Raw genomic sequence first — 18,098 nt, 5'->3', positions numbered from 1 at the left:
GGCCGTACCCCACCTCCTGAAGGTGGAGGAGGCGGCCCGCCCTCGACCGTTCCCGGCCCTCGGTCGGCGCCTCTCCTCCGCCGCGCCCGGCCGTCCTCGGCTGCCGCCCCTCAGTCGTCGGAGCCGAGGATCAGGGCCGAGGTCGGGACCCCGGTGCCGGCGGTGACCAGGGTGTGCGCGGCGCCCGGAACCTGGTTGACGGAGGTCCCCCGGAGCTGGCGGACGGCCTCCGCGATGCCGTTCATGCCGTGCAGGTACGCCTCTCCGAGCTGGCCGCCGTGGGTGTTCAGCGGCAGCGCGTCGGCGGCGACGAAATCGGCGGCCTCACCGGGTGCGCAGAAGCCGAACTCCTCCAGTTGCATGAGCACGAACGGGGTGAAGTGGTCGTACAGGATGCCGACGTCGATGTCCGAGGCTCGCAACCCGCTGGTTCGCCACAGTTGGCGGGCGACCACGTTCATCTCGGGGAGTCCGCTGAGATCGTCGCGGTGGAAGGAGGTCATGGCCTCCTGACGGCGACCGGCGCCCTGGGCGGCGGCGGTGATCACGGCGGGTTTCCGGCGCAGGTGACGGGCCCGCTCGATGGTGGTGACGACGATCGCCTGGCCGCCGTCCGTCTCCTGACAGCAGTCCAGCAGCCGCAGCGGTTCGACGATCCACCGCGAGGCGGCGTGATCGGCGAGGGTGATGGGCTTGCCGTGGAAGTACGCGGCGGGATTGTTGGCGGCGTGCCGCCGGTCGGTGACCGCGACATGGCCGAAGGCCTCGGGGGTCAGGTCGTAGGTGTGCAGATAGCGCTGGGCGGCCATCGCCACCCAGGAGGCCGGGGTCAGCAGTCCCCACGGCAGCGACCAGCCCAGTGCCGCGCCCTCCGCCGAGGGCTCGCGCTGTTGGACGCCGGAGCCGAAACGGCGGCCGGAGCGCTCGTTGAAGGCGCGGTAACAGACCACCACCTCGGCGACGCCGGTGGCGACGGCGAGGGCGGCCTGCTGGACGGTGGCGCAGGCCGCTCCGCCCCCGTAGTGAATGCGCGAGAAGAAGGAGAGGTCCCCGATGCCGGCCGCCTGCGCGACGGTGATCTCGGGGCTGGTGTCCATGGTGAAGGTGACCATGCCGTCGACGTCGGCGGGGCCCAGTCCGGCGTCGTCGAGGGCGGCGTGCACGGCCTCCACGGCCAGCTTCAGTTCGCTGCGGCCGGAGTCCTTGGAGAACTCGGTCGCGCCGATGCCGACGATGGCGGCGCGGCCGCCGAGACCGTCGCGGGTACGGACGCTCATGCCGTGTCCCCCAGGGTGACGGTGACGGTGCCCGTGACGTGCAGGCCGACACCGTTGGCGCCCACGACGCGGATCTCCGCGGTGTTCCCGTCGCGGGCGACGACGGTCGCGGTGAGGGTCATGGTGTCGCCGGGATGGTTGGGGGCGCCGAGGCGGATGGCCACCTTGCGCAGCACCGCGGACGGCCCGAGGTGGTCGGTGACGTACCGGCCGACCAGGCCGTTGGTCGTCAGGATGTTCATGAAGATGTCCGGGGAGCCCTTCTCGCGTGCGAGCTCCGCGTCGTGGTGCACGTCCTGGTAGTCACGGGAGGCGATGGCACCCGCGACGATCAGCGTGCGGGTGACCGGGATCTCCAGCGGCGGCAGCGTGTCGCCGACGTTCATGCGTCTTCCCCCTCGGGTATCGCGGCGCCGGCCGGCACCGGGTCCGAAACGAGCGCGCCCAGCTCGGCGAGCAGTTCACTGCCGCAGCCCAGGTACGCGTCCAGTTGGCGTCCCCACAGGAAGTGCCGGTGTACGGGATGGTCCAGGTCGGCGCCCATGCCGCCGTGCAGGTGCTGGCCCGCGTGAACGACCCGCTTGCCCGCCTCCGAGGCCCACCAGGCTGCCGTGAGCGTGTGCTCGCGCGCCGGCAGGCCCGTGTCGATCCGCCATGCCGCCTCGTACGCCGTGACGCGGATCGCCTCGGTGTCCATGTACGCGTCCGCCGCGCGCAGCATGACCCCCTGGTTGGTGGAGAGCGGCCGGCCGAACTGTTCGCGGGTGGAGGTGTACTCCACCGCGCGTGCCAACGAACCGGCGCAGACGCCCGCCTGGAGGCCCGCGAAGGCGGTGCGGGCGGCGGACAGCACCTCGTCGTGGGCCCGCGGACCGCCCAGCCGTTCACCCTCGGCCCCGGCCAGGGTCAACGCGCCGGCCGCCCAGGGCGCGGTCGTCTCCACCGGCGAGATCCGCACGCCGGGCGCGTCCGTCGTCACGAACCACAGCGCCCCGTCCGTGTCCGGCACCAGGATGTGCGTGGCATCGCGCAGCCAGGGCACGGCCGGCACGGTGCCGGTGAGCCGGCCGTCCGGGTCGGCGGTGATCCGGCCGCGCGCCGGGAAGGCGCCGGTGGCCACCGCCTCGCCGGTGCCCAGGGCGGGCAGCAGGCGGGCACGTTGCGCGGGGCTGCCGTGGTGGGCCACGGGGAGGACTCCGTACGCACAGGTGGCGGCGTACGGAACCTGCGCGGTGGTACGACCCTGCTCCTCCAGCAGCAGCACCAGACCCAGCAGACCGACCTCCTCGACGGCGGCGATCAGTCCGGCCGCGGTCAGGGCCTTCCAGAGCTCGGCGTCGCTGCCGGTGCCGGCGGCGGCGAGGCGTTCGTGGGTGGCGAGGTCCCGGAAGATCCGTGCGGCGAGATCGGCCGCGGCGGACTGCTCCTCGGTGGGGTGGAAGTCCATGTCAGCCCGCCTCCGCCCGGAAGACGGGGAGTTCGAGCGTGTCGTCGACGCGCAGGAACTCCAGTCGGACGGGCAGGCCGATGCGGACCTTGTCGTACGGGACGCCGGTGATGTTGCTGATCATCCGGACCCCCTCGGCGAGTTCTACGAGCGCGACCGCGTACGGGGGGTCGAAGGCCGGGAACGGCGGATGGTGCATGACCACGTACGAGAAGACCGTGCCGGCGCCGCTCGCCGCGACGGTGTCCCAGTCGGGGGAGGCGCAGGCGTTGCAGCCGGGGAGCCAGGGGAAGCGGAGGGTCGAGCAGGCCGTACAGCGCTGGATCAGCAGGGTGTGATCGCGGACGCCGTCCCAGAAGCCCTGGTTGTCGCGGTTGATCACGGGGCGGGGGCGGGCCGGGCGCGGGGACGGGGCGGGTTGGGTGAAGTGGCCTTCCCGGCTCGGCCGAGTGGATTGCTTCGGCTGCCGGGACCGGTTCGCGGCGGGCGCGTACTTGAGGATGCGGAAACGATGGGTCCCGGCGAGTTCGCCGTTCGCGTGGACGTCCATCCGGGTCGTCACGAAGTACCCCGCACCCAACTTGGTCGTCTTGCGCGCCGACACCGACTCGATGACGGCGTCGAAGGTGACCAGGTCGCCGGGGCGCAGCGCACGGAGGTACTCCTGCTCGCAGTCGGTCGCCACCACGGAAGTGCAGCCCGCGCCGTCGAGGAGCAGGAGGAGCTCGTCGTAGGCGGAGGAACGGTCGGTGTGCCCGGAGAGCCCGCCCATCGTCCAGGCCTGAAGCATGGTGGGCGGGGCGATGGCGTCCGGGCCGGTGTAGGCGGGATTGGTGTCCCCCATCGCCTCGCACCAGTGACGGATCATCGGCTCGTTGACCGCGTCCTTCGCCCGCCCCCCGGTGGCGGCGGGCTTCCCCTCGAAGGCCGTCAGCCGGGCGTGGAACCGGTCTTCCGCCGCCGCCGCGTCCGCCGCCGCTGCCCGTGTCGAGGTGTGCGGGAGGGTGTCCACCGCCCCTTCGGGGGGTTCGGGTGTGCCGGGCGCTTCGGGTGTGTCGGCTTTCTCGGGTGCTTCGGGGGCTTCTGCTTTCTCGGGTGCTTCGGGTGTGTCGGCTCCGTCGGCTGCTTCGGGTATCCCGGCTGCTTCGGCCGTCATCGCTTCCTTCCCTTCATGCCGAGCCGCATCATGGCGACGATCTCCCGCTGGACCTCGCTGACCCCGCCGCCGAAGGTGTTGATCTGGGCGGCCCGGTTCAGCCGCTCCAGCTCGCCCCCCGCGAAGGCCGAAGGCCCCCGGATCAGCGCCTCCTCGCCGACGACCTCCTGGCACATCCGGTACACCTCGACGGTGGACTCGGTACCGAGGAACTTCACCCCGCTCGCGTCGCCCGGAGCCAGGTCTCCGCTGCCCACGTCCTGGACCAGGCGCCAGTTGAGAAGGCGTACGGCGGCCAGTCGGGCATGCGCCTCGGCGAGCCGGGCCCGCACCCAGGGACGGTCGGCGGGGCGTTCGCCGGTGACCGGGTCGGGGGTCCTCGCATGCGCGAGAGCGTGGTCGTAGAAGTCCTCCGCCTGCATGCCGATGGCGGCCAGGGCCACGCGTTCGTGATTGAGCTGGTTCGTGATCAGGCCCCAACCGCCGTGCTCGGGGCCGACCAGGTTGCCGGCGGGGACGCGGATGGAGTCGTAGTAGGTGGCCGTCGTGGTGAGGCCACCGACGGTGTCGATGGGGGTCCAGGCGAAGCCGGGGGCGTCGGTGGGGACCAGGATGATGGAGATGCCCTTGTGCTTGGGGGCCTCGGGGTCGGTGCGACAGGCGAGCCAGATCCAGTCGGCGTTCTGGGCGTTGGACGTGAAGATCTTCTGACCGTCGATGATCCAGTCGGCGTCGGTGTCTTGGTCGACTTGGTCGGCCCGGTCGGCCCGGTTGGCTCGGTCGGCCTGGTTGGCCTGGTTGGCCGGGTTGGCCTGGTTGGCTCGGTCGCCTTGGTCGGCTCGGTCGGTGCCTTCGTCGCGGGTGTCGCTGCCGTCGTGCGTGGCGTCGGCATCGCGTACGGCGCGGGTGGCGCGTACGGCGCGGGTACGGAGCGAGGCGAGGTCGGTGCCGGCTTCGGGCTCGGAGTAGCCGATGGCAAAGACGATCTCCCCGGCGAGGATCCGGGGGAGGAAGTAGTCCTTCTGTTGCCGGGTCCCGTACTTCATCAGGGTCGGGCCGACGGTGTTGAGCGTGACCATGGAGACGGGGGCGCCGGCCCGGTAGGCCTCGTCGAAGAAGACGAACTGCTCGGCCGCGCCCCTGCCTTGGCCTCCGTACTCGACGGGCCAGCCGAGTCCGAGCAGCCCGTCGGCGCCTATCCGGCGCAACAGGGCGCGTTGCGCGACCGGATCCTCGGGAAGTCCGTCCGGCATCAGGTTCCCGAAGTACTCCCTCAGTTCGGCGCGAAGCCTCAACTGTCCTTCGGTCGGGGCGAGGTGCACGGCGCAGGCCTCCCGGCATCACATCAACGACGAAACCTGACTGTCCGTCAGATCTGGTGTGGATGTCAAGGTTCACCGAGGCCCCCGTCGAAGCGAGGGCGGGCACGTCCCATCGCGGCAGGAGCACGCGCACCCGGCGCCCGGGGCAGGGAAACGCCCGAGGGCGCCTGCGCTACCGGACCCCAGCCGGTCCGGTCACACAGACGCCCTCACCGCTCATCGCGGCTCAGGCCGCCTTCGGAAGGATCAGAACAAGGGGAAGAAGTTGACCGCAAGGTTCGCGTTGTGCTGCTCGATCGCGGTGAAGGCCGACCCGTTGACCTGCGCGGTGCTGTTCTGGTTGGACGCGCCGGAACCGGTGGCCACCTGCTGCGAGGTGGAGGAGTTCCCGTTGTTGTTGCCACCCACGCCACTGCCGACGATGCTCGCGAACGAGCCGTCGTCAGCCGTGGCCACACCTCCGAACAGGGCGACGGCGAGCGGGAGAGCGGCGGCAGCGGCGATGACGCGGGCGGTGCGAATGCTTGCCATGTCTTTATCCTCCAGAAAACCGAAGTGGACTTCTCACCAGGGCAGTTGGCCGACCGACCCGGTCATAACGTGTGGTGACGACGTCGCGACCTCAGAGTTGCCCACCGAATCCCCGGCGAACCACCCCGGAGCCGCTGATTCCCCCGCAAGCATGAGCAACATCGGATAAACCCCATTCACGCCCCGCCCGCCCCAGGTCAGCGGCTCCCCACGCGTCGAAACCCCTGCGACATCAGTGCGGAATCGTTCCGCCAAACCACCGCACCCCGGACATGCCAAAAAGGGACCGCGTCCTCCGGGAACCCCACCGTCTCCCGGGCCTGCGACCCTGCGTCCCCTTGCGGCGACAAGCTCCGCGCCCCTTGCACGCCCCCGGCGCCCGCCGGAGTGAACCGTCCATGCCCCGCTCCGGGGCACGCCGTGGCGCGATCCGCGGTCGCGTGACGACCGGGCTCAAGCGCCTACCACTCCACGTGCTCCACGTGCTCCACGTGCTCCCGTCGTACCACCGCGCCGGGTGCTGTCGCGCCGGCAGCGCCTTGCGCCACCGCGTGAACGTTCCGTCGCACCGTCATCTCGGCGGTCGTCGTGTCTCTTGTCTTTACGTTCGTCTTGCCGTCTGCCTTGTCGTTCGTCGCGTCGCTTGTCTTGTTCGTTCGGCTCGTCGCTTGTCTTGCCGTTCGGCTCGTCGCTCTTCTTGCCGTTGCCTGGTGGCTCGCCCTGTCGGGCGTCTCCGTCGTACGCCGTGTGGCGCGTCCTGCCGCTCGGCCTCGTGGCCGCGCTGCCTTGCCCGTCTCCTGACATCGGTGCCGTACTCGCCGTACCGCTCCGCCGCCATGCGACGTTGGCTCGCTGCCGCCGGACTGCCTCGGCGACGCTCGTTCGTACTGCCGGCTTCACGGACTGCCAACCCTGGCCCCTCGGCGTCTCGCCGAATGGCCGCGCTGCCGTACCGCCGTCCTGCCGTAACGCCTTGCTGCCGTGTCGCCTTACTGCCTGACCGCCGTGCCGTACCGCTCTGCGGCTGTACTGCTCTACGGCTGTACTGCTCTACGGCTGTACTGCTCTGCGGCTCTGCGTCTGTACTGCTCTACGGCTGTATCGCTTACCGCTCCGGTGCTCTACCGCTCTGCTGATCCATCTGCCCGGCGTAGGCGCGTACGCCTGCCCGTCCGGGCGGTGCCGCTCCGTACCCACGATGCCCACGGCCCCTACCAGGGCCAGGCGATTGCGCGAGCACGTGTATGACCCGGCGGGTACTACGCGGCGAGCGCCATGCCTCGTGCGGCGATTCCGGCCGAGGTGGCGGGGGCGACCGCGGTGACAGACGCGGCAGGGGCGAGCGGTGCGAGCGGGGTGGCACCGTCGACCGGGCTGACAGCGGTACCGGCGTTCCCGGCGGCGAGGGCAGTGGTCGAGCGACGAACGGACGGGGTCTTGCCGTGGGCCTCGGCCCGGATCCGCTGCTTGATGGTGGGCGGGAGCGAACCTCCCCGCATCATCGCCCGCCACGTCCGCCGGGCCATCACGGCCGGCCGACGCACGGTGGTGGTCGGAACCACCGGAGCGGAAGCGGTGGCGGAGGCGGCCGGGGCCACCTTGGCGCCGAGGCCGATGGCGGCGAGGAGTGCCACGAGTGCGGCGAGGACGGCGGTCCAGATGGACGTGACGCTGGTGCGGTTTGCCATGACGGGTTGCCTCATTTCGCGATGTTCCGAAGGGCCGATCTGAATACATTCGCCATGATGTGTGCGCAACCGGAACGCCTCCATCACGCGCGCCGATCTTCCGACAAACACCACTCAGAAGGCCTAAATCGCCCGCCGGAGGCCGCGAAACGCCTGGTGGACTGGACACCATCCCGGCCCACCGGACCGACGTACAGCACGGCCAAGGACACCGGGGCGAAGGCCATGTTCTCTTCGCCTCCGAACCTTGAGGTTCGACCGCCACGACATCAAGCAGCAGAAAAAGATCCTCGCCGACACCTATGCGGGTGAGAGGTGGGAGGTGCCGCGCCTGCTGGACGAACCGCCGACCGCTCGTTCCTCGCACGCATGACGAAGGGGCGCCCCTGACGCGGGACGCCCCTTCTGATCAGCACATCGTCTGACCCGGTGCGGTGGGTGTGGGATTTGAACCCACGGTGACATCGCTGCCACGACGGTTTTCAAGACCGTTCCCTTAGGCCGCTCGGGCAACCCACCTGGCCGGTACAGAGTACCGGGCGGTGGGGGTGTGCGGGGGCTGGTCAGGCCGTTTGTGCCTGGTCGTACGCCGCTTTGGCCTCATTGCCGAAGTACGGGCCGAACATCCGGTTCGGCAGGAAGACGTATCCGAAGCTGTTCACCGAGACCTGGGTGCCGAGTCCGGTCGCCTCGTTGAAGTCCTGGAGCCAGGGGCCGCCGCTGGAGCCACCGGTCATGTTGCAGCCCAGCCCGTGGTCCTTGGTGAGCAGGAAGTCCTTGCTGCTGTTGCCGCTGCAGTAGACGAGCTTGGTGCCGTCGTACGGCGCCGCGGCGGGGAAGCCGAAGGAGTACATCTTCTTGTTGTAGCCCCCGTTGAACAGGATTCCCTGGGCCCCGACGACCTGACTGAGCTTCTGGCCGTTCAGCGGGGCGACCACGGCGAGGCCGACGTCCATGTTCATGTCCTCGCTCGCCGCCCACTGCGCGGTGGCGAAGGTGCGCGTGGCCGACCACTGGCCGAAGGGCGCGCTGCCGTTGTCGTACGCCGGGACGAAGACCCAGTTGGTGTGCCAGGCGCCCTGGTACTTCACGCAGTGCCCGGCGGTGATGACGGTGCTTCCGTTCGCGCTGGTGATCGAGTCGCCGGAGCAGGACGCCGTCCGGTCGCCCATGGTGAAGAACACCCGCCCGGACGTCTTCACCACCGCCCCGCCGCCCGTCCACGCGCCACCCGCCTGCGGGAACGCGGTGGGTGAGGCGGGAGCGGTCGTGGCGGCCACCCGGGTGGGTCGGTCCGCCGGGGAGGGCGCCTTACGGATGGTCCCCGGCGCCGCCGTGACGTCCAGCGGGGCCGCGGACCGCATGCGCTCGGCCGTCCAGAAGCCCTGGCTGTGTTGCTGTCGGAACGAGACGGGGGCGTCGGCGGCGACCGACGGGGTGGCGGCGGTCAGGGCGCCGGCCAGCAGGGCACCCGCGGCCAACAGAACCGATAAGGCCGTGCGATGACGATTCACGCAGGACTCCTTCTGCCGTGCCCGGGCCGGTCGGGTCCGGGCAGGGTGGGGGTGAAGAGTTGCCGGTGCGGATCGGGTGCAGGGTTGCACGGGCCGTACGAGATGTCAGGCACCGGTCGGAACGTTCGTTCGGTTCCGGCCAGGAAATGGCCAACTCCTCTCCGTTCCGGGACACCTGAGAGGTTCCATCGGACACCGCCGGCGCCCGGTCAGAGCGTGAGCAGGACGCCCGCGTACGAGGCCCCGGCGACCACCACCCATGCCCCGAGACCGAGCAGCGCCGCCCGCCCCCCGGTCCGGGCGAGGGTCGGCAGGTGTACCGCGCTGCCCAGGCCGAACAGTGCCGCGGCCAGCAGCGCCTCCTGCGCGGTGTGAGCCCACTCCAGCGCCACGTCGGGCAGCACGCCCGTCGCCCGCAGCGCGGCGGCGGCCAGGAAGCCGGCGACGAACAGGGGTACCGGGGCCGGCCGGCGGCCCGAGGCCGTGCGCACTCCGCGTCGCCGGGCCCGTACGGAGAAGGCCACGGCCGCGACGAGCGGCGCGAGCAGCGCCACCCGCATCAGTTTCACCAGGACCGCCTCGCCCAGGGCGCCGGGACCCGCCGTCTGGGCCGTCGCCACGACCTGGCCGACGTCGTGGACGCTCGCGCCCACCCAGCGTCCGAAGGCGAGGTCTGACAGTGCCAACGGGTCCTGGAGGAGCGGGAGTACCGCGATGGCCAGCGTCCCGCAGAGGGTGACCAGGGCCACCGACGAGGCCACGTCCTCCTCGTCGCTGCCGGACACCTGGCTGACGGCGCCGATCGCCGAGGCCCCGCAGATCGAGTAGCCGGTCGCGATCAACAACGGCTGATCGCCCGGCAGTCCGAGCCTCCGGCCCAGCCAGAGGGTCCCGAGGAAGGTGGCCGCGACCACCCCGGTCACCATGGCGACGGTCGCCCAGCCCAACCCCAGCACCTGGTCCAGGCCGAGACCGAGCCCCAGCAGGACGATGCCGATCCGCATCAGCCTCCGGCCCGCCAGGGAGAGACCCGCCCGCGCGGGACCTCGTACGACGGTCCGCAGACGCGGAAGGTGGGCGATCGCGATGCCGAGCACCACCGCCGCGGTCAACATCGGCACGGCCGGCACCACCCGGTGGACGCACCAGGCCACGAAAGCACCCGCGACGGCCAGCCCCAACCCCGGCCAGGGAGACGATGTTTCACGTGAAACAACGCGTGCCCGCCCGGGCCGGTGGACGGGGCGGTGCAACAGGGCCATCAGTCGGCCGGGAGGGTGTAGACGCGGCGGACGCTGCTGCCCAGGCGGGAGACGTCGGCGCCGTAGACGTGGAGGGATATCGCCGTCGTACGGCAGGAGTTGCGGACCTGGTGGATGTCGCCGGGCGGGGCGAACCCGCAGACGTCGCCCTGGTCGTTGACCACCTCTTCGGTGGGCACCAGCCGGGCGCCGTACGTGCCCGTCGCCGGGGCGAGCCGGTAGCGACGCTCACTCTCCGCACCCTGGTGGACCCCGGCCACGCACCACGAGACGTGGTCGTGGATGGACGTCTCCTGACCCGGCAGCCACACCAGTGCCACCACCGAGAAGCTGCCGTCCGGCTCCGCGTGCAGGATGTGCTGCCGGTATCGGTCCGGATGCCCCTCGCACTGTTCGGGGGCGAGCAGGTCGGACGCCCCCAGGTGCGGGGCGATCCGCTCGCCGACCAGGTAGGCGGTCAGGTCGGGGGCGAGCCCGCGTTCCACTACCGTACGGATCTCACTGACGAGGGCGGCCATCCTCGCGGTCGTTCTGGCCGGCGTGGTGGTGGTCATAGGGGCAGCGTCGAACAGCCCACCGATCACGTCCAACGACAGTTTTCACCCGAAATCCCAAGCACAGCTTATGGATTGGGTCGGGCGATCATGCTTGCGGTCAGCAGCCGACCCGGTTCGACGCCACCCGCTTCAGCTCGTCCAACACCACGGCCGTCGCGGGAATCCTCAGGTGGTCCCGGTACACGTACGCGGAGATGTGACGGCGGGCCGCCGGCTGGAGGGCCCGCCCGCAGACCCGGGTGAGGGCCAGTGACGGCAGGACGAGGGCGGGCATCATCGCCACGCCCAGGCCCTGCGCGACCAGGCTCTGCACCACCAGGTTGTCGTCGGTCGCGAACCGGATGTCGGGGACGAAGCCGAGCTCCGCGCACTCGTGCAGCAGGTTCGCCCGGCAGCGCGGGCACCCGGCGATCCACCGCTCCTCGGCCAGGTCGGCCAGGTGGACGGCCCGGCGCCTGGCCAGTGGGTGCCCGGTCGGCAGGAGCACCGTCAGCTGGTCCTCCAGCAGCCTGACCTCGTCGACCTCCTCCGGAACCTCCTCGCGCAGTCCGGGGTAGGTGAAGGCCAGCGTGATGTCGCACTCGCCGCGTTGCAGCCGATGCAGCGACTCCGGCGGCTCCCCCTCCAGCAGTTCGACCTGGATGCCCGGATGGGAGGCGGCCAGCCCGCTGAGCGCTTCCGGTACGAGGGCGACATTGGCGCTGGGGAACCCGCAGACCCGGACCCGGCCGGTGCTCAGACGCGCGTACGCCTTCAGTTGGGCCTCGGCGGCGGAGAGGCTGCCGAGGATGGAGTCGGCGTGCCTGGCCAGGGACCGGCCGGCCTCGGTGAGTTGCATGGTGCGGCCGATACGGGTGAACAGCGGCGTGCCGACGGCCCGTTCGAGCGCCTTCATCTGCTGGGTGATCGCGGGCTGGGTGTATCCGAGGGCCCGCGCGGCGGCCGAGTACGAACCGGAGGCGACCACTTCGTGGAATGTCCGTATGTGCCGGGAATCGAACACGCCCAAAGCATAAGCGGACGTTGGGAGGGGCCGCAGGCTTAATCGCGCCTGCGGCCCCTCTCCATCAAGCCGGCGTCCAGCACCTGTCGAGCGGGCCGGTCGAGCGGAGCCGGTCGAGCCGGGCCGATCGGGGCCGTGGGTGCGTGGGTGTTACTTGTCCCCGGTCCGCGAGCCGAGGGTGATGTCCACGGTGCTCGGCTTGCCGCCGCGCAGGTAGGTCAGCTTCACCGTGTCGCCCGGCTTGTACGTCCAGATCTCGCTGATCAGGGTCGGGCCGCTGTCGATCGACTTGTCGCCCAGCTGGGTGATGATGTCGCCGGGCTTGAGGCCCGCCTTGCCCGCGGGCCCGTTCGGGTCGACCAGTTCGTTGGCGGGGGCTCCGGACTCGGAGATCTTGGCGCCCTCCGTCTTGGCCTGGAGGTCGACGGAGACCGAGATCACCGGGTAGACCGGCTTGCCCGTCTTGATCAGCGACTCGGCGACGTTCTTCGCCTGGTTGATCGGGATGGCGAAGCCGAGGCCGATCGAACCGGCCTGACCGCCGCCGAAGCCGCCGTTGCCGGCCGACTGGATCGCGGAGTTGATGCCGATGACCGCGCCGCGGCCGTCGAGGAGCGGGCCACCGGAGTTGCCGGGGTTGATCGAGGCGTCCGTCTGCAGGGCGCTCATGTACGAGTTCTTGCCGCTGGAGCCGTCACCGGAGGCCACGGGGCGGTTCTTGGCGCTGACGATGCCGGTGGTGACCGTGTTGGACAGGCCGAAGGGGGCGCCGATCGCGATGGTCGAGTCGCCGACGGCCACCTTGTCGGAGTCGCCCAGCGCCAGCGGCTTGAGGCCGGCCGGCGGATTCTTCAGCTTGAGCACGGCCACGTCATAACCCTCGGCCCGGCCGATGACCTCGGCCTCGAACCGCTTGCCGTTGGAGAAGGTCGCGGAGAGCTTGCCGCCATTGGCCGCGGAGGCCACCACGTGGTTGTTGGTGAGGATGTGGCCCTGCTCGTCATAGACGAAGCCGGTACCCGTGCCACCCTCGCCGTCACCGGCCTTCGCCTCGATGGTCACCACGCTCGGCAGTGCCCCTGCCGCCAGACCGGCGACGGAGCCCGCCTCCCGCTTGAGGTCCTTCGGGGTGCTGGCGCTGATGGTGGTGGAACCCGAGCCGTCGTGCGAGCGCTCCGAGGCCCAGTAGCCGATGCCGCCGCCGACACCGCCCGCGATGAGAGCGGCCGCGAGCACACCCGCGATGAGGCCGCCCCTGCCCTTGGGCTTGGGCGGGGGGCCGTCCGTGGTCAGGGGCGCTCCCCAGCCGCCACCGCCGTGGCCGCCGTCGGCGTACGAGGGAACGGTGGGCGGCGGCGGGGGCCAGCCCTCGGCGCCGTGGGCGGCGGCCGGGGGCTGTGCGTACGGCGACGCCTGGGCGTATCCCTGGTCCTGGGCATACCCGGGGGCCACAGGCCCGCCAGGGGTGTGCGGAAGCTGCTGCGTCGGCTCGGGACCGGGCGCGCCCGCCGGGGGCGGCGGGGTCGCGGGGGCAGGGGGAGCGGCGTCAGCGGGCCGCGGCGCCGCGTGCTCGGCGGCCGGGTCGGGGGTGGAGGCGGGCACGGGCGCAGGCGGTGCGGAAGGGGCCGCGGGGGGCGTCTGGGCCGCGGTGCCCTCGTTCTCGGTGCTCACAGCGCTCTCTCCTCGTCACAAACACGGCTTCTGGTTCTGGAAATATCTGGCGATACCGGTCCGACTGAACGTTCGACGTGCCGCACAAGTTCCAGTGCAAAGCCTTTCCCATGACCCGTCAGAGCACTGTAAGCCGGACCTGTGCGTCTCTCCCCATCCTTTATCCCCGGCATTTCGGGCGCATCCGCAAGCTCGCCACGCCGTGCGGGGTCGCCTCGGTGGCACCATGACCCCGTGACCCACGCAACGCCGCTCCCCATCCAGGTCGTCGCCCACCGCGGTGCCTCGGAGGACGCCCCCGAGCACACCCTGGCCGCCTACCGGAAGGCCATGGAGGACGGGGCCGACGCCCTCGAATGTGACATCCGACTCACGGCCGACGGCCATCTGGTCCTGGTCCACGACCGCCGGGTGAACCGCACCTCCAACGGCCGCGGCGCGGTGTCCGCCCTGGAGCTGGCCGATCTCGCGGCCCTCGACTTCGGCTCCTGGAAGGACCGCGAGGAGTCGCCGGACTGGGACGCCGATCCCGAGCGCACCTCCGTGCTCACCCTGGAGCGGCTGCTGGAGCTGGTCTCCGACGCCGGGCGCCCCGTGCAGCTGGCGATCGAGACGAAGCACCCGACCCGCTGGGCCGGACAGGTGGAAGAGCGGCTCCTCTTCCTCCTCAAGCGCTTCGGACTGGACGCCCCGCCCGCCGAGGGCCCACACCCGGTCCGCGTCATGAGTTTCTCCGCGCGCTCGCTGCACCGCGTGCGGGCGGCCGCGCCGACGATCCCGACCGTGTACCTGATGCAGTTCATCTCGCCGCGCATGCGGGACGGCCGGCTGCCGGCCGGCGTGAGCATCGCCGGGCCCGGGATGCGCATCGTGCGCAACCATCCCGGTTACATCCGCAAGCTCCAGTCGGCGGGACACTCGGTGCACGTTTGGACTGTGAACGAACCCTCGGACGTTCAGCTCTGCGCTGACTTGGGTGTAGAGGCAATCATCACGAACAGACCGCGCCAAGTTCTGTCACAACTCGGGCGCTGACGCCCCGTTTTGCCCACCCGCCACGGACACCCCACCCGTCACAGGGTGTGCCCCGGCGCATCCGGTCCGTATCTGTCGTCGTGAATGCGCCAGAGGGCACTTCATGAACGGTTTCCGGTCCAGGCCAATGGGGCATCCAGACCTTGGCGTGGGGCTAAGGAGGTTCCGGGGGTGGCGTTGGTGATGGCACACGAAGTGCCCACGTCGTGGTGCGTGGACGTACGCCATGGTCCTGCGGGCGTGGGCGAGGCAAGGCGCCGCATGCGCGAACAACTGCGGATCGGCGGACTGTCGGAATCGGTCGTGGACGATGCCGTCCTCATCCTTTCCGAACTCCTCAGCAACGCCTGCCGCCACGGCCGGCCGCTGGGATCCCGTGAGGTCGGGGACGGGGAGATACGCGCCGCGTGGCGCGTCGACACGGCGGGACGGCTGACGGTCGAGGTCACGGACGGCGGCGGACCCACCCGCCCGATCCCCTCGACCCCGTCGGTCACCGCGCGGGGAGGCCGGGGGCTGAACATCATCAGCGCGCTGGCCCAGGACTGGGGCGTCCGGGACGGGGCGGCGGGCGAGGTCACCGTATGGGTGGTCGTTGCCTGTGGGACCCGGCACGAGGATTTCGCTACGCGCGTCACAGCCTCGGCGATCGGCTTCGGAACGTCCTTCGACGACCTGAGCCACTGAGCCCAGGGGCCTGAACCACGGATCCCGGGCCCCGGGGGCTGAACCACGGGTCCTGAGCCGGTCCCGGGTACGGAGTCACCGAACGCGGCCGCGGGCACCCCACGCCCCGCGCGTCCGCGGGACGACGCCCGGCGCCGGGGACCGGGTGACGGAGGCGCCGAGGGCGGCCGTCGGGAGCGCACGCCGGCCCTGCTCCCGGCCGCACCCCACAGGTTCCGGCGGTGTGAACGGCTAGGCTCGCGCCCAGAAAACCGCCGTACCGCCGCAACCGGGAGACACCCACGATGGCAAAGAAGCGCCCCGCCGCGAAGAACGCGAAGTCGCAGCGCACGCCGCAGCTCAACAACGGGGAGATCCCCGTGGTGGGTGCCCGCGAGCCTTGTCCCTGCGGATCCGGGCGCCGCTACAAGGCCTGTCACGGCGCCGCCGCCGCGCACGCCGTGACCGAGCACGTGCGGCGCCCCTTCGAGGGCCTGCCCGGCGAGTGCGACTGGGTCGCGCTGCGCGAGCTGGTACCCGCCGCGACCATCCCGCTGACCCTCAAGGGCGGCCTGCCCGAGGGCGTTCCCTCGGTCACGCTGGTGACCGTGCTGCCGATGGCCTGGCCGGCGCTGCGTCGCGAGGACGGCTCCGTCCTCCTCGGCCTGCAGAACGACTCGACCACCGGTGACCTCGCCCGGGACATGGCCGACACCCTGGAGCGCGCGCTGGTGGCGGAGCCGGGTACTCCGGTGCCCGCCCGTCGGGTTCCGGCCGAGGGTCCGCGACTTCAGGATCTCCTGGACACGGACAGCGTTTTCCAGCCGGTCGTCCACAGCGGCTTCGAATTCTGGATTCCGGATGCGGAGAACGCCCAGAACGCCTCTCCGGAGATCGCCGCCTCGCTGGAACGCGCCAACGCCGCCGCCATTCCCACCGTCAAGCTGGCCGGCGTGGACGCGGCCTACTGGTGCGAGACGCCGGACAAGAACCACCTGCGCTGGGTCATGCCGCAGCCCGAGGAGAAGCTGCTCGACGCGCTGGCTCGGCTGCACGCCGCCGGCACCTCCTCCCTCGGTGAAGGCACCAAGCTCGTCGGTTCCTTCCGTGCCCACGGCCTGATGGTTCCCGTCTGGGACCTGCCCACCGGCGTCTCGGCCGACGACGTCGAGAAGCCCGCCGCGGAACTCGCGGAACGCCTGGCCGCGGCCCTGGCCACGGACGCGCCCCTGACCACGGAAGAGCGTCGGTCCCGCGCCGGCCTCACGAACCGCCAGGTCACGCTCAGCTGACCACCGCGTGTCCGCAGGACCGGTGACTGGAGTCACAACTCCCGCTAATCGCCTGCAAATCCGTGTCCGAATATCAGAGATCGAATTTGCGAACAGGCGATCTCTTGTTACCGTTCTTGTAGCCCGGTCGCTGGTGCATCCCCCGTCGCCAGCGACCGGGCCCTTCCATTTCAGGCGATGTTCAACCGTCGCCCGGTACCGGTGAGTTGCTCCCGGACCTCAGCAGCAACGCCCCTTCATCATCCGGAACTGCAAACTCCGCCACGGCCGAGTAGCCATCCGGGCCTCCCGCCGAGTCGTCACGCGGTGTTTCACACAGCCCCGGCTCGTCACCCGGTCCGACGGCGCAGCGGATCTGCACGGTGCGACCCGCCGGCCCCATCAGCGTCAGGACGGCGTCCAGCGCGCGGCCACTGGTGTTGCGGTAGTAACTGCGGCCCCACGTACTGCCTTCGCCGACCAGGACACAGGTCTGTGCCTCCACGCCGTGCGGCGAGGAGACCTCGGGACCGCACCGGGCATCCGTACGCGGCTGCACGGGTGGTCCGGGCTGTGCGGGACGGGCTGTGGGCGACGGTTCGCCCTTGATGCGGGACGAGTCCGAAAGGCCGAGCGTGGAGAGCAACCCGCCGCCCTTTCCATCATCCTGACCGGCGAAATCCGGCCCGGCGATCGCCCCCGCGAGGGGAAGCGACAAGATGATCAGCACACCGGCACCGATACCGATCAGGCGGAGATTCATTCGCCGAAGATAGCGATGCGGGAAAGGGGCGCGGAGATCCCCGCGCCCAATTCCCTTGGAAACTCGCCCAGCCGGCACCCGTACGAGTGATCTCCCGAGCGGAGATCGGCGTTCGGGGACACGACGCCGGTCAGTACGCCAACCGGCTTCCGCCGCCCGGCGCTCCGCTGCTCGCCTCGACCAGCGCGTCCACGACCGCCTCCACCTCGGGCAGCCAGATGCCGTCGGAACCCGCCTCCGGTTCCCGGTTCCAACAGACCTGTCCACCGCCGGACGCGACGGACGGGGGCAACAACAGGTAGCCGCCCTCGCCGTGGAAGCGCAGCGATGAGGGCACGTGGTCCTTGGCGTACAGGAGTTCACCGAGCCGTTCCAACGAATACGGCGCCACCAGCAGGGACCACCTGGTCGGCGTCGCGACGATCGGACCGAGCCGCATGCCCTGCGCGTCCAGCCGTGCGACGGCACGCGCGGCGGCGGTGGCCGGCAGGCTCACCGCACACGGAGCGGCCCCGCCGGTGGCCATGAGCAACGGAGCGGCCGGCCGCCTGGCCCACCACCAGGCCACCATCCGGGGGTCGGTGGTGGCGGCGAGCAACCCGGGATCGAAGGGGTGGGCACCGGGCACCACACAGTCGGGATCGGGGCAGGCACAACGCACGCCGTCGGCGCCGGCCCGGCCCACGCCGGGCAGCACGGGCCACTGCCATTCGGCGGCGCAGACGAGAGCCGCGTCGAGGAGGGACGGAGTACCGCCGTCCGGGATCCGGTCGGAGGAGGAGGTCGGTCGCAGGGTTTTCAAGCGATCGCGGAGCCGCTGGAGACGCCTTCCGAGGATCTCGCGCATGAGCGCTCGTTCCTTTCCGTTGAACGCCGAGGGCCACATCACACCAGGTAAGCGGTGTCTCACCACACGTACACGTTGCGCGTCACTG

The 18,098-nt window shown here is 70.9% G+C and carries 18 protein-coding genes and 1 tRNA gene; 4 read left to right on the top strand and 15 right to left on the bottom strand.

From position 1 onward, the window contains the following. Positions 1-110: 110 nt before the first annotated feature. From ADK55_RS32680 to ADK55_RS32650, 7 genes are all read right to left on the bottom strand, one after another. Positions 111-1,277, bottom strand: a complete 1,167-nt coding sequence (locus ADK55_RS32680) for a lipid-transfer protein (protein ID WP_053684101.1) — start codon at positions 1,275-1,277, stop codon at positions 111-113. Further along, positions 1,274-1,663 (bottom strand): MaoC family dehydratase, encoded by a 390-nt coding sequence (locus tag ADK55_RS32675; RefSeq protein ID WP_053684099.1) that lies wholly within the window; start codon positions 1,661-1,663, stop codon positions 1,274-1,276. Before ADK55_RS32675 ends, ADK55_RS32680 begins: the two co-directional genes overlap by 4 nt. Then, the gene (locus ADK55_RS32670) at positions 1,660-2,724 is read right to left on the bottom strand and encodes an acyl-CoA dehydrogenase family protein (RefSeq protein ID WP_053684096.1); all 1,065 of its coding nucleotides are present in this window, start codon (positions 2,722-2,724) and stop codon (positions 1,660-1,662) included. The genes ADK55_RS32675 and ADK55_RS32670 overlap by 4 nt, the downstream gene beginning before the upstream one ends. A 1-nt stretch (position 2,725) precedes the next feature. Continuing rightward, complete coding sequence (locus ADK55_RS32665; protein WP_234350349.1) at positions 2,726-3,880, bottom strand: bifunctional MaoC family dehydratase N-terminal/OB-fold nucleic acid binding domain-containing protein; 1,155 nt, start codon at positions 3,878-3,880, stop codon at positions 2,726-2,728. Next, positions 3,877-5,202 (bottom strand): acyl-CoA dehydrogenase family protein, encoded by a 1,326-nt coding sequence (locus tag ADK55_RS32660; RefSeq protein ID WP_053684094.1) that lies wholly within the window; start codon positions 5,200-5,202, stop codon positions 3,877-3,879. Before ADK55_RS32660 ends, ADK55_RS32665 begins: the two co-directional genes overlap by 4 nt. Before the next feature lie 246 nt (positions 5,203-5,448). Next, the gene (locus ADK55_RS32655) at positions 5,449-5,733 is read right to left on the bottom strand and encodes a hypothetical protein (RefSeq protein WP_053684092.1); all 285 of its coding nucleotides are present in this window, start codon (positions 5,731-5,733) and stop codon (positions 5,449-5,451) included. 1,259 nt (positions 5,734-6,992) lie between these two features. After that, positions 6,993-7,421 carry a DUF6344 domain-containing protein gene (locus tag ADK55_RS32650; RefSeq protein ID WP_053684090.1) on the bottom strand — a complete coding sequence of 143 codons (429 nt, stop codon included), beginning with the start codon at positions 7,419-7,421 and terminating at the stop codon, positions 6,993-6,995. Positions 7,422-7,668: 247 nt separating this feature from the next. Here ADK55_RS32650 and ADK55_RS40590 point away from each other — a divergent pair, with 247 nt between their 5' ends. Then, the gene (locus tag ADK55_RS40590; protein ID WP_267887372.1) at positions 7,669-7,794 is read left to right on the top strand and encodes a hypothetical protein; all 126 of its coding nucleotides are present in this window, start codon (positions 7,669-7,671) and stop codon (positions 7,792-7,794) included. Between the two features lie 59 nt (positions 7,795-7,853). On the opposite strand, the gene ADK55_RS32645 is transcribed toward ADK55_RS40590, so the two are convergent. The 6 genes from ADK55_RS32645 to ADK55_RS32620 all read right to left on the bottom strand — a co-directional run bounded on the left by ADK55_RS32645 (position 7,854) and on the right by ADK55_RS32620 (position 13,428). After that, a tRNA-Ser gene (locus tag ADK55_RS32645) sits at positions 7,854-7,940 on the bottom strand. Positions 7,941-7,984: 44 nt separating this feature from the next. Continuing rightward, positions 7,985-8,935: a trypsin-like serine peptidase gene (locus ADK55_RS32640; RefSeq protein ID WP_053684088.1), complete on the bottom strand. Its 951-nt coding sequence runs from the start codon at positions 8,933-8,935 to the stop codon at positions 7,985-7,987. Between the two features lie 209 nt (positions 8,936-9,144). Further along, on the bottom strand, positions 9,145-10,197 hold the full coding sequence (locus ADK55_RS32635; RefSeq protein ID WP_053684086.1) for a YeiH family protein: 1,053 nt from the start codon (positions 10,195-10,197) through the stop codon (positions 9,145-9,147). Further along, positions 10,197-10,751 (bottom strand): cysteine dioxygenase family protein, encoded by a 555-nt coding sequence (locus ADK55_RS32630; protein WP_053684085.1) that lies wholly within the window; start codon positions 10,749-10,751, stop codon positions 10,197-10,199. Before ADK55_RS32630 ends, ADK55_RS32635 begins: the two co-directional genes overlap by 1 nt. Positions 10,752-10,851: 100 nt before the next feature. Further along, positions 10,852-11,757: a LysR family transcriptional regulator gene (locus ADK55_RS32625; protein WP_053684176.1), complete on the bottom strand. Its 906-nt coding sequence runs from the start codon at positions 11,755-11,757 to the stop codon at positions 10,852-10,854. A 150-nt stretch (positions 11,758-11,907) separates the two neighbouring features. Beyond that, positions 11,908-13,428 carry a S1C family serine protease gene (locus ADK55_RS32620; protein ID WP_053684083.1) on the bottom strand — a complete coding sequence of 507 codons (1,521 nt, stop codon included), beginning with the start codon at positions 13,426-13,428 and terminating at the stop codon, positions 11,908-11,910. Positions 13,429-13,662: 234 nt separating this feature from the next. Here ADK55_RS32620 and ADK55_RS32615 point away from each other — a divergent pair, with 234 nt between their 5' ends. The 3 genes from ADK55_RS32615 to ADK55_RS32605 all read left to right on the top strand — a co-directional run bounded on the left by ADK55_RS32615 (position 13,663) and on the right by ADK55_RS32605 (position 16,421). Continuing rightward, on the top strand, positions 13,663-14,463 hold the full coding sequence (locus ADK55_RS32615) for a glycerophosphodiester phosphodiesterase (protein ID WP_053684081.1): 801 nt from the start codon (positions 13,663-13,665) through the stop codon (positions 14,461-14,463). Positions 14,464-14,547: 84 nt separating this feature from the next. Beyond that, positions 14,548-15,150, top strand: coding sequence for an ATP-binding protein (locus ADK55_RS32610; RefSeq protein WP_078999694.1), 603 nt, complete (start codon positions 14,548-14,550; stop codon positions 15,148-15,150). A 284-nt stretch (positions 15,151-15,434) separates the two neighbouring features. Continuing rightward, on the top strand, positions 15,435-16,421 hold the full coding sequence (locus ADK55_RS32605; RefSeq protein WP_053684078.1) for a DUF5926 family protein: 987 nt from the start codon (positions 15,435-15,437) through the stop codon (positions 16,419-16,421). 181 nt (positions 16,422-16,602) lie between these two features. Here ADK55_RS32605 and ADK55_RS37155 read toward each other — a convergent pair whose 3' ends face one another. Next, on the bottom strand, positions 16,603-17,163 hold the full coding sequence (locus tag ADK55_RS37155) for a hypothetical protein (RefSeq protein WP_199826688.1): 561 nt from the start codon (positions 17,161-17,163) through the stop codon (positions 16,603-16,605). Between the two features lie 130 nt (positions 17,164-17,293). Continuing rightward, positions 17,294-18,010, bottom strand: coding sequence for a bifunctional DNA primase/polymerase (locus ADK55_RS32600; protein WP_053684076.1), 717 nt, complete (start codon positions 18,008-18,010; stop codon positions 17,294-17,296). Between the last annotated feature and the right edge of the window lie 88 nt (positions 18,011-18,098).

The sequence above is a fragment of the Streptomyces sp. WM4235 genome, from assembly GCF_001279725.1.
Taxonomy (GTDB): domain Bacteria; phylum Actinomycetota; class Actinomycetes; order Streptomycetales; family Streptomycetaceae; genus Streptomyces.
The sequence above is the reverse complement of the archived record's forward strand: the minus strand, read 5'-3'. Positions and strand labels throughout refer to the sequence as shown.

Excerpts from the sequence above, each read along its gene's own strand:
- ADK55_RS32675 (WP_053684099.1), bottom strand. The coding sequence starts at position 1,663 with ATGAACGTCGGCGACACGCTGCCGCCGCTGGAGATCCCGGTCACCCGC.
- ADK55_RS32650 (WP_053684090.1), bottom strand. The coding sequence starts at position 7,421 with ATGGCAAACCGCACCAGCGTCACGTCCATCTGGACCGCCGTCCTCGCC.
- ADK55_RS32665 (WP_234350349.1), bottom strand. The coding sequence starts at position 3,880 with ATGACGGCCGAAGCAGCCGGGATACCCGAAGCAGCCGACGGAGCCGAC.
- ADK55_RS32635 (WP_053684086.1), bottom strand. The coding sequence starts at position 10,197 with ATGGCCCTGTTGCACCGCCCCGTCCACCGGCCCGGGCGGGCACGCGTT.
- ADK55_RS37155 (WP_199826688.1), bottom strand. The coding sequence starts at position 17,163 with ATGAATCTCCGCCTGATCGGTATCGGTGCCGGTGTGCTGATCATCTTG.
- ADK55_RS32605 (WP_053684078.1), top strand. The coding sequence starts at position 15,435 with ATGGCAAAGAAGCGCCCCGCCGCGAAGAACGCGAAGTCGCAGCGCACG.
- ADK55_RS32600 (WP_053684076.1), bottom strand. The coding sequence starts at position 18,010 with ATGCGCGAGATCCTCGGAAGGCGTCTCCAGCGGCTCCGCGATCGCTTG.
- ADK55_RS32610 (WP_078999694.1), top strand. The coding sequence starts at position 14,548 with ATGCGCCAGAGGGCACTTCATGAACGGTTTCCGGTCCAGGCCAATGGG.
- ADK55_RS32655 (WP_053684092.1), bottom strand. The coding sequence starts at position 5,733 with ATGGCAAGCATTCGCACCGCCCGCGTCATCGCCGCTGCCGCCGCTCTC.
- ADK55_RS32680 (WP_053684101.1), bottom strand. The coding sequence starts at position 1,277 with ATGAGCGTCCGTACCCGCGACGGTCTCGGCGGCCGCGCCGCCATCGTC.
- ADK55_RS32630 (WP_053684085.1), bottom strand. The coding sequence starts at position 10,751 with ATGACCACCACCACGCCGGCCAGAACGACCGCGAGGATGGCCGCCCTC.
- ADK55_RS32670 (WP_053684096.1), bottom strand. The coding sequence starts at position 2,724 with ATGGACTTCCACCCCACCGAGGAGCAGTCCGCCGCGGCCGATCTCGCC.